Source organism: Paenibacillus jiangxiensis, assembly GCF_046098255.1.
GTDB classification, from domain to species: Bacteria; Bacillota; Bacilli; order Paenibacillales; family Paenibacillaceae; genus Paenibacillus; species Paenibacillus jiagnxiensis.
Genome location: NZ_JBJURI010000021.1, coordinates 63,927 through 80,520 on the forward strand (window position 1 = coordinate 63,927; position 16,594 = coordinate 80,520).

Genomic DNA, 16,594 nt, shown 5'->3' on the forward strand with positions numbered 1-16,594 from the left:
GGATAAAATATATCAAATTCACATCGACAGGTGACCCAATATTCGCTATAATGCATAATTAATATGATAATTCCAAGTGGAAAAGAGGGAGAAAAAATGGCTGAGATCGTAATCCGCAATACGAATGAACGCATCAGCGATGAGGCTGCTGTACAGGAATTTCTGGCCAAGCAAGAAGTACTGTATGAGAAATGGGATATCAGTAAGCTCTCTGACGAGCTTAAGGAGAATTTTACTTTATCAGATGAACAAAAAGCCCGGGTTCTGAGCACCTTTGACAGCGAAATCAAAGACCTGGCCGCCCGCCGCGGGTATAAAATTTGGGACATTATCACATTGTCCGAAGCGACTCCGAACCTTGAAGAGCTGCTGGCCAAATTTGAAAACATCCATACCCACACGGAAGATGAAATCCGGGCGATCGTAGGTGGCAAAGGCATTTTTATCATTAAAGGCGCCAGCGATCTCGGGTACTTTAATGTGGAATTGTCGCCTGGCGATGTCATTTCCGTACCGGAAGACACACCACACTTCTTCACTTTGATGGAAAATCAGAAGATTGTGGCTGTCCGTCTCTTTATTGAAGAAAACGGATGGGTGGCACACAACTATGATGATCCGACTTTCGTTAAAGCTTGAGAAAAACGTCTATCGACATACATTCACCGAAGAAGACCGCGTTTGTAAACAACCCTGTTGCAGTCTATCCAGGCTGACAGCAGGGTTGTTTTGTCGGTGAGCAGAAATTGAAAAACCGCCCGGCGCGCATTTCGCGTCCGGACGGTTAAAGATCAGGATAACGATTGAATTACATTCTCGAGTTCAGCAAGATGCCTGATTTCAAAGTCAGGCTGAATGCTCTCCGTATTTGTCTTGCTGTTCCGGTTTACCCAAACCGCATGAACCCCAGCTGCGAGCGCACCTTTGATGTCCGTCGTCAGCTTGTCGCCAACCATAACCGCCATGTGCGGATCAATCCCGAGCAACCCCAAAGCATGTTCAAAAATGGAGGGATCAGGCTTACCTTTGCCGAACGTGCCCGAAATGACGATATGATCAAAATAAGGGATCAACCGTGGCACTCCGTCCAGCTTTTCCTGCTGCAGCGAAGGAGATCCGTTCGTCAGCAGCAGCAGCTTATATCTGCCCCTGAGCTCGTCAAGCACCTGGAATGTTTCTTCATATACAAATGGGCGCGCTCTCCGTTCAATCCCGAACTGTTCGGCAAGTCTGCCTGCCAGCTCTTCATCGGCTACCCCCACCTTTTCGAGTCCTCTTCTCCAGGATTCCTTGCGGTATACAGGCGCCAGCTGTTCCAGCTGCCGGAATTCGGGCTGATCTCCGCCGGCAAAGGTTGCCCACAGGCCTTCAAAAGGATTAATGCCTATCATTTTGGTAAAAGGAAAGGTTTCATAGGATTCATAAAGTAATCTGGCCTCTGTCCTTACCGCTTCCTCCAGCTTGACCGGATCCACACCGGTTGCCTTGGAGGCCGTCTGACATACGGCCGCAAATGCTTCCTCAACACTGCGCTCATCCCAAAGCAGCGTATCATCCAGATCAAACATTACCGCTTGAATCGTCATCCCGCTCGTCCACTCCTTCATTCAATTAACCTGATGGCTGCTGTATCCTGCTCCCCGCATGTGATTACTTATTTATTTGACCCTTTCGCTTGAAACGAAAGCTGATTGGCGGTTGCAAATTTCTCAAGCCGTTCCGCGATGGAATCGGTATCATAACGGCCCAGTGTTTTATTAAAAACCCAGTTGCCGCCTTTGCCCTGCTTCTCAACGATAACATAACCGGACTGAACCTGGATGCTCTTGATCTGATCCGCAGGCATCGAACGCTCCCTTCCGCCCTTCAGCGTATATAGCGTGTTTTTGCCAACCCGCAAATACGGACGGCGGAGAAAAAATACGAGCGCAAGCAGCATATAGAGCCCAAACACAAGCCAATCCATGCCCCTCATGCCTACCTGTGTCCATAACATGGTCAAGACCAGATACAGGACGGACAGACCCGCCAACATAATCGGAACCGTTACATTACGCCCATAATATGTATCACCGGCATTTCCCGTGCTGCTGCCGATCGGTTGGCCCCCCTGCTTTTTACGCTGCTTGTTCACCTTCTCCATGTTTTTGCGAATTTTTCTTTCAAATGAACCAGCCATATGCACATTTCCTTCCTCTAAATAGTAACGGTTATATAGTGACGGTGCCTCCGCCCGGGCCGCCAGCAAGTGGACCGGACCAAAGCACCGGCTGTATATCGTTATAAATGTATTTAATGCTTCGGTCCTTTGCCATTGTCCGGCTCGTCATCCACAAGCTCGATGGATTCCAGCTGCTGCCGGAAATTTCGGCGGATGTTGCCCAGGTAAATTTCACGAAGCTCGGCTCTTTCCTTTGTTTCGGCTTCGGTCAGGCCCTCTCCTTTTGCTTTGCGCGCCAGCTCATTAATGCGCGCCACCAAGCTGTCAATATCCAAATTTTGTCCCCTCCAAATACGCAAAGATACTATACACTTTGACACGTTAAAAAGAGCTTGTCAAGGTTCCCCCGCAAGCTCCGTTCCATTCGTTCATATTCGTCTCAATCCCATATGTTGAGAACTATATATATGATTCGGCTGCAGTAGGCAAATCCCTCAAAATTCCGGCAGCAGCAGCACATCCCCTGCCCTGATTCCGGAGCTTTCGAGCCCGTTGATCCGAATAATTCCTTCTATATAAACTCTCGTATCCATGTAGTCCGGTTTATGCTCCTGTGCAATTCCCCACAACGTATCCCCCGAAAGCACAACCACTTTCTCATCAGATGCATGTAAATCGGACGAACCTGCAAATACTGTAAACAGGCCGGCAAAAGAAATCCAGAGCACAATTACGGCAACGAATAAACGAAGCATGCTGACCAGTGAGCTTTTGTTCTGCACAGCAGCTCTTCCGTCCGTGTGTCCGCCCTGCACCACTGCCGTATTATATATGCTTTGATAGGAGCTGTATTTTAACATGTTAACAACCTCCAAACATTTGTTCTTGTTTATTTCGAGAACACTATAACACGAACACATGTTTTGTTCAAGCAAAAATTAGAACACAAGTTCTCTTTTTTTCGCTTCCAGATTTCACAAGAAAAACGCAACTGTAAAAGCCCGGTTTACGGCTGTACTGCTTGCTGTCACAGCAGACATTCTGCCATGCAAATTGTTTGCCGACTTTCAGAACTTATGTTTGTACGAACGGAAGTTCTATGTTATAATTTTCCCAAACGTTACTTAAATGGGGTTGATGGGACATGTCTAAGATTTCCAGCAGACAGCAGGCAATTTTGGAATTTATACGTAATGAGGTTCGCTTAAAGGGATATCCTCCCTCTGTAAGAGAGATTGGAGAGGCGGTTGGACTTGCTTCCAGTTCTACTGTCCATGGGCACCTGGACCGGCTTGAGAAGAAGGGGCTAATCCGCCGGGATCCCACCAAGCCGCGGGCCATCGAGCTGCTCGGCCAGGAGGATTCGGATCAGACACATATGTTCAGCTACACGGTAACCCGCGTTCCGGTGGTCGGCAAGGTAACCGCAGGCATTCCGATCACGGCTACGGAGAATATTGAGGATTATTTCCCGCTGCCTCAGCAATTTGTCGGTGATGACAAGATGTTTATGCTGTCTGTTGTAGGGGACAGTATGATTGAAGCAGGCATCACTAACGGGGACTTTGTCATTGTAAGACAGCAGCAAACGGCCAATAATGGAGACATCGTCGTGGCGATGACCGAGGAAGACGAAGCGACCGTGAAGACCTTCTACAAAGAGAAAGATCATGTTCGGCTTCAACCCGAGAATCCGAAATACGAACCGCTCCGCTTGACCAAAGTCAGCATATTGGGCAAGGTAGTCGGTTTGTTCAGGGATTTTCACTAGCTCATATTAGACCTAAGACACCCCTGCAATTTGTGTGATCGAGCATAAATTGCAGGGGTGTTTCTGTCTATTCAAAGTTAATGCCAATGAGCGGTTGATTCTGCTTCTGTGCGAATGCTGATGAATGCCTGTCGTCAGGCAATTGTCCAGTCAAGCGCGGCTAAATGGCATATGTTATATCAACATATCCGAAAGGAGTTGTCAGAATGTCTTTTTATCCAACAGCAGGGCCTATCGTCTACCCTCCGATTCGATTCATCAATGATCGCTACTTTCCAACGGTCGTTCCGGTAGTTCACCCCATTGAAGTGATCAACCGCTGCCATCCGGTTCCAGTTCCGCATCATGTATTCCCTGTATCCGTGAGAAACGACCCAAGCTGTTACATCTGCTCTGTAGGCAAAAAAAGAAGAGGCCGCTAAGCAGCCCCTTCCAAATGTGACGAATCACAATCAAAAGCCTTGGACGCTCCAAGGCTTTTTCCGTTCGACATTCATTTGCACGTTTATTTTCCATCACCAAAAAAGATAAAGCCCTCAGCGCTGGCGCGCCAAGGACTCTCCTCCTTAATAAAGAGTCAAATACTGATCTCTCTCCCATTGGTGAACCTGCGTGCGGTACATATCCCATTCGATCTCTTTGAGCTCGTAGAAGTATGCAAGAGCGTGGTCGCCAAGAGCATCGGCAATGACTTCGCTGCGCAGCAGCTCGCCAAGTGCCTCTTTCAGATCAGCCGGCAGGCTGGCGATTCCTTCTTCTACCAGTTCTTCTTCCGTCATGACATAAATGTTGCGGTCGATTGGAGCTGGCAGCGAAAGCTCACGCTTGATACCGTCCAATCCCGCTTTAAGCATAACAGCCAGTGCAAGATAAGGGTTCGCAGCAGGGTCCGGATTGCGGACTTCAACGCGGGTGCTCAGACCGCGCGAAGCAGGTATACGAATCATCGGGCTGCGGTTGCTTGCAGACCAAGCTACGTAGGACGGTGCTTCATAACCAGGCACCAGACGTTTGTACGAGTTCACAGTCGGATTCGTAATTGCCGCCATGGCACGGGCATGCTTCAGAATACCGGCCATATAATGACGGGCTGTCCGGCTCAGGCCGAGCTTGTCATTTTCATCATAAAAAGCATTCTCGCCGCCCTGGAAGAGCGATTGGTGGCAGTGCATACCAGAACCGTTTACACCAAACAGCGGCTTAGGCATGAACGTTGCATGCAGGCCATGCTGTCTGGCAATCGTTTTCACCACGAGCTTAAACGTTTGAATCTGGTCGGCTGCTTTAATAGCGTTGGCATATTTGAAGTCAATCTCATGCTGCCCAGGCGCCACTTCGTGGTGGGAAGCTTCGATTTCAAAGCCCATCTCTTCCAGGGTCAGCACGATTTCACGGCGGCAGTTCTCACCCAGGTCTGTAGGGGCAAGGTCAAAGTATCCGCCTCTGTCATTCAGCTCTTCGGTCGGATTGCCTTTTTCATCGGTTTTGAACAGGAAAAATTCAGGCTCAGGCCCCACGTTCATGGACGTAAAGCCCATTTCCTCCGCTTCCTTCAGCACTCTCTTCAAAATGCCGCGTGGATCTCCTGCAAAAGGAGAACCGTCAGGCATGTAAACGTCACAGATAAGACGCGCAACGCGATCCGTGGCTACCCAAGGGAAAATGACCCAGGTGTCCAGATCAGGATATAAATACATATCGGATTCTTCGATACGCACATAACCTTCGATCGAAGAGCCATCAAACATCATTTTGTTATCCAGTGCCTTCTCAAGCTGGCTCACCGGAATTTCCACGTTTTTGATCGTGCCGAGCAAATCCGTAAACTGCAGACGGATAAAACGCACATTCTCTTCCTGCGCAATGCGGAGAATATCTTCTTTAGTGTAACTCAATGTAACCTCTCCTTTTATCTGTTATGTGTGGACGATATTCAAAAGGATTTTACATCAGAAGCAAGACGATTGCCTCACTTATTATTAAAAAAGCGTGAAAGCTCCCCTTGAATGAGCGATACCTGTCCCGGTCGCTTGCCCGCCACCAGCTGCTGCTTCAGCAAACGGTGCAGCTGCGTATCGGACAGCTCGCGGCGCTTGACCTCCGTATCGGCCGTGATGACCGTTGCCTCCTCGGATTCCTTGCTGACAGGGTTCATCACCTGCTTGATTCCTGCTATATTTACACCTTTTTCGATCAAAGCTTTAATTTCAAGCAGCCGTTCCACATCATTAAAGGAAAACAACCGCTGGTTGCCTGAGGTCCGCGCCGGAACGATCAGGCTGTGCTGCTCATAATAGCGAATCTGTCTTGCAGACAAATCAGTAAGCTTCATCACAATCCCTATCGGGAACAAGGCCATATTTCTGCGAATTTCGTCACCCATCGTTTCATCAACCTTCCAGTGATCTTTTCTACTGACCCCATTGTACATTTACCTGATGTAAAATGTCAACGGCGTGTTAGGTAAACTCACAGTAAATTACGGTCCTTCATCGTTTGCAGGGCCTTTAACACCCCGAATTTGACGTGCGAGTACGTTAGTCCGCCCTGCATATAGCCGATATACGGCTCCCGAATGGGTGCATCTGCGGACAATTCCAGACTGCCTCCCTGTATGAAGGTGCCTGCCGCCATAATAACAGGATGCTCGTATCCCGGCATATCCCATGGCTCTGGCACCACATGACTGTCTACGGCGGCAGCCTTTTGAATCCCCTGCACAAAAGCAATCAGATGCTCCGGCCCGTCAAAGGACACGGCTTGAATCAGATCGGTCCGATGCTCGTCCCAGGCCGGCTTGCTTGTAAAACCGATGGCTTCAAATACGGCGGCAGCAAAAATGCTGCCCTTCACCGCCTGTCCCACGAGCGTCGGAGCCAGAAACAGGCCTTGATAAATGCTGCGTGTCGTCCCCAGCATTGCTCCAACCTCGGCGCCAATTCCCGGTGCCGTCAGCCGGTACGCGGCCAAATCGACGTACTTTTTGCGTCCGCAGATATAACCGCCGGTTTCGGCAATGCCTCCGCCCGGATTTTTGATGAGTGAGCCTGCAATCAGGTCCGCTCCTGCCTCGGTAGGCTCCATCTCTTCCGTAAATTCCCCGTAGCAGTTGTCGACGAACACGATCAGATCACTGCGGATCGCTTTGATCCGCCGGATCATCTCCCCGATCTCCGCAACAGAGAAAGAAGAGCGCCAGTCATAACCGCGGGAACGCTGGATACCGATGACCTTCGTTGCAGGCGTAATGGACGACTGCACCCGCTCCCAATCAACTTGCCCATTCGCCGTGAGCGCCGTCTCGCGGTAGCTTACGCCAAAATCCTGAAGCGAGCCCGTTCCGTCCCCCGGCGTCCCAATAACCTTGTGCAGCGTGTCATACGGACGGCCTGTAATATACAGCAGTTCATCACCTGGACGCAGCACACCGAACAGCGCCGTTGCGATCGTATGCGTACCTGACGCAAAATGAGGGCGGACCAGCGCCGCTTCCGCGCCAAATACGAGGGCATACACTTCATCCAGCACTTCTCTGCCGCGGTCATTATAGGCATATCCGGTAGAACCGGCAAAATGAAAATCGCTCACCTGGCGGCTCTGGAACGCCTCAATGACCTTCCATTGATTGTGGTCCACAATCCGGTCAACCAGCTGCAGTCTGTCTTTGATCTTTGCTTCCGCTTCTTCTCTGATGCGTTCAATTTCCTCTGAAAATAAGGCCATTCCCTCTCAAGTCTCCTCTTCATGCAATCCCGATAACCGATTAGATCCGCCGGATCATATAACCCGCAGCTTATCTAACCTGTATCATAAAGCTCCTATTAAAATAACCTGGACACGCCACGAAATGTTAACCTTCTGTAAAGTTTTCGAGGGCGTGGCCGTATTTTTCGTACTCCCCTGTTTGGATGCGCACCTCGTACAGAACATCGTTGCCGTCGTATTCTGTGGCGATCACATCACCGATCCGGTACAGCACAGGAGTCAGATCGCCGCGCTCCGCCGGAATCCGGAAACGTCTCGTTTCGCCGGTTACGGCGTTCTGCACCGTCTCCCTGATGCGGAGCAAATCTCCTTCATCGAAGGCGCTGATTTTCAGGTAGCCTTCACCGGAAGGCAGCATCTCCAGCTGCTCCGGAGTGCAGGCATCCTTCTTGTTAAAGAGAACCAGCTGCGGCTTATCGGCAGCGCCCAGCTCCTCCAGAATGCTTTGCACCACTTTCATATGATCCTCACGCATATCCGAGGAGGCATCTACCACGTGCAGCACCAAGTCGGCCTCGTTCACTTCTTCAAGCGTGGCTCGAAAAGCGGCGACCAGATCATGGGGAAGATTCTGGATGAAACCGACCGTGTCGGTCAGAACCATCTCTTTGCCGCTTGGCAGCTCCATCGTCCGTGAGGTTGGATCAAGCGTCGCAAACAGCTGGTTTTCAATATATACGTCCGCCGCCGTCAACGATTTCAGCAGCGTTGATTTGCCGGCATTGGTATAACCGACGAGAGCCACCTGTACAATTCCGCTCTTCTGGCGGCGCTCGCGGTGCAGCCGCCGGTGGCGTGTTACCTCCTCCAACTGGCGCTTGAGCTCGCCGATGCGGCCGCGAATATGGCGGCGGTCCGTTTCAAGCTTGCTTTCCCCCGGACCGCGCGTACCGATGCCGCCGCCAAGACGGGATAAATTTTTACCCTGCCCTGAGAGGCGGGGCAGCAGGTAGGAGAGTTGTGCCAGCTCAACCTGTATAATCCCTTCTCTGGTTTTGGCCCGTTGTGCAAAGATGTCCAGAATAAGCTGGGTGCGGTCAATAATTTTCATATCCAGAGTCATCTCAAGATTGCGCACCTGGGCGCCGGACAGCTCCTGGTCAAAAATGGCCGTGTTGGCCCCGAGCGTGTCGCCAATGGCGCGCAGCTCCTCCACTTTGCCCTTGCCGATAAACCATTTGGAATCCGGCGTTTCCCGGTTCTGGCTGAGCACGCTCAGCACCTCCACGCCGGCGGTCTCCGCCAGCTTGACCAATTCATCAAGCGAGTATTGGGGATCAATCCCGCTGCGCTTTACTTGATCCGTTACAAGACTGACCAGAACGGCACGATCCTGAACCTCGGTTTGCGTATCATATGTAGAATTCGCCATGAACGTCAGCTCCTTTATTGGCAATAGGTCTCATCTCGTGCAGAAACCGACCTGATTACAGGCCGGCCTTGGTAAAACTTCCATGGAGAATCCTATTATCGTCTATTTCTTCCCGATTTTCAAATCCTCCGGGCGCAGCGTCATCAGCTCCAGTCTGCCCGGCTGTCCGCTGGCATATTGATTCAACAGCCGCACGGCCTGGTGGCGGATCGATCTTTCGATCACATTGCGCACATAGCGGGCGTTACTGAAATTATGAAGGCTTTCATCCTTGGCGGTGATCAGATGCTGCTTCATTTTAAATATGGTCTGCGGCATTAAAATATAATCCCGTTCCTTGGCCATCAGCTCACTGATTTGAATGAGCTGGTCAATCGTATAATCGGGAAATTCAAGCTGCAGCGGGAAACGCGAAGGCAGGCCGGGATTGGTGCTCAGAAAAAAGTCCATCTCTTCGCTGTACCCGGCCAGAATCAGAATGAACTGGTTTTTCTGATCCTCCATGGCCTTCACAAGCGTATCAATCGCTTCTTTGCCAAAATCCTTTTCCCCCCCTCTCGCCAGACTGTAAGCTTCATCCACGAACAAAATTCCGCCCAGCGCCTTTTTCACAAGATCCCGTGTTTTCTGCGCCGTATGACCGATATATTCGCCCACCAGATCCGCGCGCTCCGCTTCAATCAAATGCCCTTTGCCGAGCACGCCCATTCTTTGCATCATTTTGGCCACGATCCGGGCGACCGTCGTTTTTCCCGTCCCGGGATTTCCTTTGAATATCATATGATATACGTGCGAACTGCTCTGCAGCCCGGCTTCCGAACGCATCTTTGCAATCTGCAGGAAAGCGTAAATCTCGAATACCAGCTCTTTAATGCTGTCCAGTCCGACCAGCTGGTCCAGCTCTTTTTGAATTTCCTGGTACATGCTGTAGTAAGGCAGCTCTTTGACAGCCCCGGCTGTATCAGCTTCAGGCGTGCTTGGAGGCTCCTGGCTGCGGATTACGACATTGATCTGTCTGGAAGGTCTCTCCTCCGGCCGCTTACCGGCGGCTGCTCCCCGTCCGTTCATGCATCCATCACCTCGATATTTGTTCGGACTTCGGTCCCTTACACAAATGTATTCAAGGCGGCATGTCCTTATTAGCATTTTGCTGCAAGCCTGCTAAGTCAATATTGCTTGTTTTTACAACACGGTGAGCTGCAGCCGGTCGAGCTGCCATTTTACATACGCCAGCACCTCGCGGGAATGGTATTTCCAGGGGGACAGCACCCTGGATTTGACGAGCGCCAGCTGCGGTTTCTCATAGCCGAGATAATCCGCAATCTCCGCGGCGCGCGGCCCGTGAAACGTGTGCGTGATAATGATCGCTGAGGTCCAGCCCCTTTCCTCCATAATACTTTGGCTGTACAACAGGTTTTCATACGTGCTGGTCGCCTTGTTTTCCAGTACCATATCCGCTGCGGGAATACCCCGGTCAAGCAAATACCGCTGCATGCCTTCCGCTTCCGTGTACTTGAAGGACGGATCATCCAGCCCGCCGGTCAGTATAAGCTTGTTAACTTTTCCGCTCCTGTACTGCCGGACCGCTTCCTCAAGCCGCTCACGGAGTCCGGGGCTGGGAGAATCCCCCCACATAGAAGCTCCCAGCACGATGCCGACATCCGCAGCCTGCAAATCCGGTGTGCCTGCCGCAGTGCCGATCGTCCATAGAAAGGATGCTGCCCATATCAGAAAGGCAATAATCACGGCCGCCCCAGTAATCGTAAAGATTTTTCCCCTGCCAACCGGGAGGAGCAGCCTTTTCCAGAGCGGACGGCGCGGTGCTGGCTGCAGTTCATGCATCACATCTTTCATTTGCGCTTGAACTCTCCGTTGTGAAACCACTCCGCCCGATGGCGGAGCGACATCTGAAAATAAGGAAACTTGTGGGCATCAATCAGCCGCAGCAGCTCCGCAGCCGTCTTGTTGGCCAATTGCGCTTCACCGGCTGTGATATGACCCTTCTGGAGCGCCTCCTGCAGCTCATCCTCATCCACCAGAAACACTTCGCCATTGCCGAGCACGACAATGTCCAGATACAAGTCGTCAAACCACGGTACACCCTGATCGGTTACGCCCTGACTGCGGCATGTATCGATATACCACTCCACAATTTGCTGCTTGTCATTAAACATGGCGGTCACTACAAAATGTGCATCCTTCGGATAATACTGCAGCCAGGAATAACCTTTGTCCGCAATGCAGAAGGTGTGGCCGCCGTAGGTTTTCCACAACGGTTCTTTCAGCCCCAGCATCGTATACAGTGTTACATACCCGGTAAAAGAATCGCTTTGCACATATTTGCAGGCAAATTTTCGGCTCGTTATTCGCCTCCAGTTTGCCCTGTCTCCGAATTTCCGTTTCATTGTAGACTGTCCTCTCCAACATTGGTAAATTCAGCTTACCATATTTGCAGATTACACTCAAAAATGAATCAAGCAGCAAAAAACCTGCGGCTGTCAGACCGCAGGTTAACATAATTTTTTATACGTTTATCTGTTATGTCCATTTCCATTTCCGTTGCCGTTCATTAAACCATTGCCTTGGCCAGGGTTCTGATCTTGTGTAGTCATATCCCCGGGGTTACCTTCAGCTCCCGGATCGGGTGTATCCACCTGGCCGCTGCCCGGAACCTCTTCTCCGGCAGGCTGATCCTGGCTGCCCGGATCGGTCTGCCCATCCGGAAAGCCGGTGCCCGTGTCAGCACCCGTGCCGTCACCGGCATTCTGATCGGGCGGCGTTGTATCTCCCGGAACACCGCCGTTCTCTCCGGATCCGGTCCCGTCACCTGGAAGCGAATTGCCCGGATCAACCGGCGTGCCATCGCCCGGAGGCACCGTCTCGCCATCACCCGGCTGTTCGCCCGTTGTATCTTCCGGAGGAGCCTGGGCCTCGATGGAAATTTGCACCGTACCGGACGGCTCGGATTCCCCTTCAGCATTGTAGGCTGTCACATAGTAGTCGAACGTACGTCCTTCAGCCGCATCGATATCATCCGTATTGGTGACCGAAAGCCCGTCGATAATCGGTGTAAAGCTGCCCTCGGAGGCTTCCTTTCTAAATACCCGATACTGGACATTCTCTCCTTCCACCGTATTCCACGTCAGGGATACGATCTGTGTATCCGGATTGTAGGATGCGGACAATCCGGCAGGAGCTGTCAGCTTCTGCGGCGCCTCTGGCGGAGCTTCAGTCTCCGGCAGTCCTTCAGGCTTTTCAAAATCCTGCACCGGCTCGCCTTCCAGCGCCTGGCTCATCACCTTGGCAAAGAACGAGGCTGCGAGGCTTGAGCTGTTCTTCAGCATATGGGTGCTGTCAGGCTGATCATATCCCATCCAGATGGCACCCGTATATTGTGGGGTATAACCCACAAACCATACGTCACGGTTGCCGCTGTTGCCTGCGATTCCGCTTTGTGTCGTACCGGTCTTGCCTGCCAGCGGTCTGCCGATGTCCGCGCGTCGGCCTGTACCGCTGTTCACGACCTCCCGCATCATATCCGTCATCTGATAAGCCGTCTGCTCGCTCAAGACTTGTCTTGTATCGGATTTATGCTCATAAACGACGGTGCCTTCGCTGTTCTCGATCTTTTTGATCGAATAAGCGGACTGGAATTGGCCCTTGTTGGCAAATGCGCTGTAGGCCTGCGCCATTTCCAGCGTGTTTGTCCCTTTGCTCATGCCGCCAAGCGCAATGGCCAGCGACTTGTCTTCCTCGGTCATCGTAATGCCCAGCTTTTGTGCAAATTCGTAGCCTGTTTTTACGCCGATTTGGTTGAGCAGCCATACCGCAGGAATGTTTTCCGATTTCGTAATCGCGTCCTGCATGCTGATCGTTGAAGAGTATCCATGCAGGTTCGTCGGGCAGTAGTTGCCGAAACACTGCTTTTCATTGCTGAGCTGCGAATCGGATGTAAAGTTGCCCGTTTCCAGCGCAGGCGCATAGGAAACAATCGGTTTCAGTGACGAACCCGGCTGTCTGCGGCTGGCATTTACCCGGTTAAAGCCCTGACGCTGGTAATCCCGCCCGCCCATAAGGGCCGCGATGCTGCCGTTCTGGTTGTTCATAATGACCATGGAGCCCTGCACCGGCTTGTCGTCAGGACTTTTCTCGAACAGATCGTCATCATCAAAAGCCTTCTCAAGCGCATCCTGTGTTTTTGCATCCATCGTGGTATAAATCTTGTAACCCCCGACGTTCAGGTCATCACTCGTTAAGTTGGTCTCTTTCTCAGCTTCATCCATAACGTAATCGATAAATGCCGTGTACTTGGTTTCCGAAGCAGGTGGCTCATAGTTATAATTCACAGCTTTCGCTTCATCCATCTGTGCCTTTGTGATATACCCCTGCTCGTACATAAGCTGCAGCACAACCCCCCGGCGCTCCTTGGAGTTTTCCGGATTGGAGAGCGGGTTATATTTGGACGGCCCTTTCGGCAGCGCCGCCAAGGTGGCCATCTGCCACAGCTTCAGCTTGTTTAGATCGCTCTCACCGAAATAATATTCGGACGCGGCTTTAATCCCGTAACGCTGATGGCCGAAGAAAATCCGATTCAGATACAGCGTCAAAATTTCATCCTTGGTCATGTTGCGTTCCAGAGCCGTTGCGATGGACACTTCCGTTGCTTTGCGGAAAAACGTTTTGTCTCTGGTGAGGAACAGGTTTTTCGCCAGCTGCTGGGTGATCGTGCTTCCGCCCTCCACGGCCGCCCGGGCGATCACGTCACGGACAGCCGCGCGTCCGATCGACCATATGTCAACACCCTGATGCTCGTAGAACCGCTTGTCCTCGGTCGCTACGAAAGCATCCTTTAACAGCTTGGGGATCTCGTCGCTTTCAACCGGCTCACTCTTCTGGATGGAAAGCTCCCCCATGAGCTTGCCGTTGCGGTCGAAAATCTTGGAAGGCTCGTTAAGGGTGATTTTATCCAAATTCGCCTGATACAGCTTCTCTCCATTAACCATGACGTACAAATATCCAGCCAGTGCTACGATTACTGCAAGCGCCGCCGTAAAGAAGAGCGTCCAGCCGACACGCTTTGCCGTAATTTTTTTCTTCTTGCCCTTCGGCTTGCCCGCGGCATTTTGCCGATTGCGGTTACCGGACCTGGACAATGAATCGTTTGGCATTACTCTGACTCCCTTTCGGTGTTGCGTAGTTTTTTCTCTCTCTTTTTTCGAAACGATAAAACCTCTGAAACCGATGAGACCTCTTAATGAAAAGAACAACCTCTGTCAGGTTGCTCCGTATCAATTTCTATTCAACTAGACGAAATTTTACACTCAAAAGTTTCATCCTGAGGGGTCAGCTTTCGCTGCCGCCTTCCTGCTGCTGCTGCATCAGGGAAACATTCCGCTGCGGTGTAAATGTTGAAATGGCATGCTTGTAAATCATCTGCTGCCGTCCATCGGAATCGATCACAATTGTAAAATTGTCAAAAGCTTTAATGGTCCCCCGCACCTGAAACCCGTTCACCAAATAAACGGTGACTGGAATGCTTTCCTTGCGAAGCTGGTTTAAGAACGTATCTTGGATGTTGATGGACTTGTTCATTAGCCGTACCCCCAATAATCATTTGAGTTATTCTGAAATATATTCAAGATCTGTACCGAACTTTCCTGCCACAATTTTCTTCATCTCATCAGCAGTTTCCGAAAAATGTGCAGCATTCGTCACATCCATCCACCGGATATCCTTCATGTGCCGGAACCAGGAAAGCTGCCGTTTTGCAAAATGGCGGGTATCTCTCTTCAACAAAGCGACCGCGTCTTCAAGCGTTGCTTCCCCACGCAGATAGGATGAAATCTCCTTGTAGCCCAGGCCCTGCATCGAGATGGCATCACTTCTGACTCCGCGCTCCATTAAAGTCGCCACTTCCTCAACAAGCCCTTGCCGCAGCATGCCATCAATACGGTCTTCAATACGGTTATATAGCATTTGCCTATCCATTGTCAAACCCACAATGCACAAGTCGTAGGGAGATTCCTTTTTTTGAGCGGCTAACAGGGAGCTGAAGGTCCTGCCGCTGACATGGTATACCTCAAGCGCGCGAATGACCCGGCGCAGGTCGTTCGGATGCAGTTTCGCCGCGCTTTCAGGATCTACTTCTGTCAATTTGGCATGCAGAGCCTCGTTCCCCGCGTGTTCGGCATAGGCAAATTGTTCCTGCCGGAAGGCCTCATCCGCACCAACCTCGGAAAAGCGGTATTCATAACAGACGGACTCTACGTACAATCCCGTCCCTCCTACAATAAACGGCAGGCTGTTCCTGGCATGAATTTCCGGGATCAGCCGGCGGCAATCCTCCTGAAATTCCGCGACCGAATAAGGGTATTCCGGCTCATGGATATCGATTAAATGGTGAGGAATGCCTCCCATTTCCGCTTTTTTTATTTTCGCCGTGCCGATGTCCATATGTCTATAGACCTGCATGGAATCACCGGAAATGATTTCGCAATGAAAAGAGCGGGCTATTTCAATACTGAGCTGTGTTTTGCCGACCGCGGTAGGTCCGACCAACACAAGCAGCTTCTGCTTAGGCTGTGCTGTCAATCTGAATCACTCCGTACACTGTTTTCGTTTGTCCGCGCTGCTCAACCTGGAATCCGAGCCGGCTGAATTCACTGCTTTTTCGTTTCTCTTTCATGAGCACGGTCTTTCTTGCCACCCTGCATGCCTCCCGCACGCTCTCCGCCTCAAGGGGAGCCGGATTGGCATAGGTCCGCAGAGGCCCGATGGCGCTTGAATCCGCAACGGGGTCACGGAACATCGGATCAAAATAGACGATATCCACGCTCCGGTCGGGAAGACTGCGGAGCACATCCAGATGGTTGGCGCTCGTGACATGAATGCGCTTGAGAGCCTCGTCCACGGCAGGAAAGCCGGAACGGTAATATTTCATGCCTTCCATGAGCAGCGCGCATACGGGCCTTGAACTCTCGACGGCTGTCACAAATCCGTCCGGGCCTGAAGCGACGGAAAACACGAGGGAATCGGCTCCCATGCCTGCGGTACAGTCCAGAACGGTATCCCCCGTCTCAAGCCTTGCGGCAGTCAGCATCGGGTCAGCCTCTCCCTTTAATACCCGTCTGGCGCGAATATATCCCATGCTGGGGTGATATTCCAGCGGGGGATGTCCCGGACGGATCAGCCGCACGCCGTCCTGTACAAGCACGAGCACGTCAGAGGCGACGTGCCGCTTCGCCAGTTTGGCTACGGAAAGGCTGCCGCGCGGGATGTAAGGCGCTCCGGTGGAAGCTGATAGCCGCGCTGCCCGCTCCAGCGTCGCTGCGCCGGGCGAATCGCCTGTTGTGATGATAAAGCTGTGATGATTGGGTTGTATCAACAATGTCTCTGGCTCCTTAAAGAGGTAGTTCAAAAAGTCATCTTTTGATCACGAGGGAAGTCAGGAAGCGGACTCGACATCGAATCTTGAATTCAGCCGGGCCTAAGCGGATGCTTCCGAAGCATGTTTCCTACGGAAACA

Annotated in this window: 18 protein-coding genes; 3 read left to right on the top strand and 15 right to left on the bottom strand. The window is 51.5% G+C overall.

Annotation, left to right across the window (positions count from 1 at the left end):
• Window positions 1-96: 96 nt before the first annotated feature.
• The gene (locus ACI1P2_RS19625) at window positions 97-639 is read left to right on the top strand and encodes an acireductone dioxygenase (RefSeq protein WP_355321764.1); all 543 of its coding nucleotides are present in this window, start codon (window positions 97-99) and stop codon (window positions 637-639) included.
• 152 nt (window positions 640-791) lie between these two features.
• Here the strand turns inward: ACI1P2_RS19625 and ACI1P2_RS19630 are convergent, their stop codons facing one another.
• The 4 genes from ACI1P2_RS19630 to ACI1P2_RS19645 form a co-directional block, all read right to left on the bottom strand.
• Window positions 792-1,586 carry an HAD family hydrolase gene (locus tag ACI1P2_RS19630; RefSeq protein WP_355321886.1) on the bottom strand — a complete coding sequence of 265 codons (795 nt, stop codon included), beginning with the start codon at window positions 1,584-1,586 and terminating at the stop codon, window positions 792-794.
• A 68-nt stretch (window positions 1,587-1,654) separates the two neighbouring features.
• Entirely contained in the window at window positions 1,655-2,179 is a 525-nt protein-coding gene (locus tag ACI1P2_RS19635; RefSeq protein ID WP_355321766.1) for a hypothetical protein, read from the bottom strand.
• Between the two features lie 113 nt (window positions 2,180-2,292).
• Entirely contained in the window at window positions 2,293-2,496 is a 204-nt protein-coding gene (locus ACI1P2_RS19640) for a DUF896 domain-containing protein (protein WP_355321768.1), read from the bottom strand.
• 159 nt (window positions 2,497-2,655) lie between these two features.
• Window positions 2,656-3,021, bottom strand: a complete 366-nt coding sequence (locus ACI1P2_RS19645; RefSeq protein ID WP_355321770.1) for a LysM peptidoglycan-binding domain-containing protein — start codon at window positions 3,019-3,021, stop codon at window positions 2,656-2,658.
• 284 nt (window positions 3,022-3,305) lie between these two features.
• Between ACI1P2_RS19645 and lexA the strand changes: the two genes are divergently transcribed.
• Window positions 3,306-3,932, top strand: a complete 627-nt coding sequence (lexA, locus tag ACI1P2_RS19650; protein ID WP_355321772.1) for a transcriptional repressor LexA — start codon at window positions 3,306-3,308, stop codon at window positions 3,930-3,932.
• 206 nt (window positions 3,933-4,138) lie between these two features.
• Window positions 4,139-4,354, top strand: coding sequence for a hypothetical protein (locus ACI1P2_RS19655; protein WP_355321774.1), 216 nt, complete (start codon window positions 4,139-4,141; stop codon window positions 4,352-4,354).
• A gap of 144 nt (window positions 4,355-4,498) precedes the next feature.
• Here the strand turns inward: ACI1P2_RS19655 and glnA are convergent, their stop codons facing one another.
• From glnA to ACI1P2_RS19710, 11 genes are all read right to left on the bottom strand, one after another.
• The gene (gene glnA / locus ACI1P2_RS19660) at window positions 4,499-5,827 is read right to left on the bottom strand and encodes a type I glutamate--ammonia ligase (protein ID WP_355321776.1); all 1,329 of its coding nucleotides are present in this window, start codon (window positions 5,825-5,827) and stop codon (window positions 4,499-4,501) included.
• 74 nt (window positions 5,828-5,901) lie between these two features.
• Window positions 5,902-6,315 (bottom strand): MerR family transcriptional regulator, encoded by a 414-nt coding sequence (locus ACI1P2_RS19665; protein ID WP_305754158.1) that lies wholly within the window; start codon window positions 6,313-6,315, stop codon window positions 5,902-5,904.
• 86 nt (window positions 6,316-6,401) lie between these two features.
• Window positions 6,402-7,655 carry a methionine gamma-lyase family protein gene (locus ACI1P2_RS19670; RefSeq protein WP_355321778.1) on the bottom strand — a complete coding sequence of 418 codons (1,254 nt, stop codon included), beginning with the start codon at window positions 7,653-7,655 and terminating at the stop codon, window positions 6,402-6,404.
• 127 nt (window positions 7,656-7,782) lie between these two features.
• On the bottom strand, window positions 7,783-9,069 hold the full coding sequence (gene hflX / locus ACI1P2_RS19675) for a GTPase HflX (RefSeq protein ID WP_355321780.1): 1,287 nt from the start codon (window positions 9,067-9,069) through the stop codon (window positions 7,783-7,785).
• A 102-nt stretch (window positions 9,070-9,171) separates the two neighbouring features.
• Window positions 9,172-10,137, bottom strand: a complete 966-nt coding sequence (locus tag ACI1P2_RS19680; RefSeq protein ID WP_355321782.1) for an AAA family ATPase — start codon at window positions 10,135-10,137, stop codon at window positions 9,172-9,174.
• A gap of 114 nt (window positions 10,138-10,251) precedes the next feature.
• Window positions 10,252-10,923, bottom strand: coding sequence for a YdcF family protein (locus ACI1P2_RS19685; RefSeq protein ID WP_355321784.1), 672 nt, complete (start codon window positions 10,921-10,923; stop codon window positions 10,252-10,254).
• On the bottom strand, window positions 10,920-11,474 hold the full coding sequence (locus ACI1P2_RS19690) for a DUF402 domain-containing protein (RefSeq protein ID WP_355321785.1): 555 nt from the start codon (window positions 11,472-11,474) through the stop codon (window positions 10,920-10,922). Before ACI1P2_RS19690 ends, ACI1P2_RS19685 begins: the two co-directional genes overlap by 4 nt.
• A 126-nt stretch (window positions 11,475-11,600) precedes the next feature.
• Window positions 11,601-14,237 carry a PBP1A family penicillin-binding protein gene (locus ACI1P2_RS19695; protein WP_355321787.1) on the bottom strand — a complete coding sequence of 879 codons (2,637 nt, stop codon included), beginning with the start codon at window positions 14,235-14,237 and terminating at the stop codon, window positions 11,601-11,603.
• 175 nt (window positions 14,238-14,412) lie between these two features.
• Window positions 14,413-14,661: an RNA chaperone Hfq gene (gene hfq / locus ACI1P2_RS19700; RefSeq protein ID WP_355321789.1), complete on the bottom strand. Its 249-nt coding sequence runs from the start codon at window positions 14,659-14,661 to the stop codon at window positions 14,413-14,415.
• A 27-nt stretch (window positions 14,662-14,688) separates the two neighbouring features.
• On the bottom strand, window positions 14,689-15,660 hold the full coding sequence (gene miaA, locus ACI1P2_RS19705; protein ID WP_355321791.1) for a tRNA (adenosine(37)-N6)-dimethylallyltransferase MiaA: 972 nt from the start codon (window positions 15,658-15,660) through the stop codon (window positions 14,689-14,691).
• Window positions 15,644-16,456, bottom strand: a complete 813-nt coding sequence (locus ACI1P2_RS19710; RefSeq protein ID WP_355321793.1) for a class I SAM-dependent methyltransferase — start codon at window positions 16,454-16,456, stop codon at window positions 15,644-15,646. Before ACI1P2_RS19710 ends, miaA begins: the two co-directional genes overlap by 17 nt.
• Window positions 16,457-16,594 lie beyond the last annotated feature (138 nt).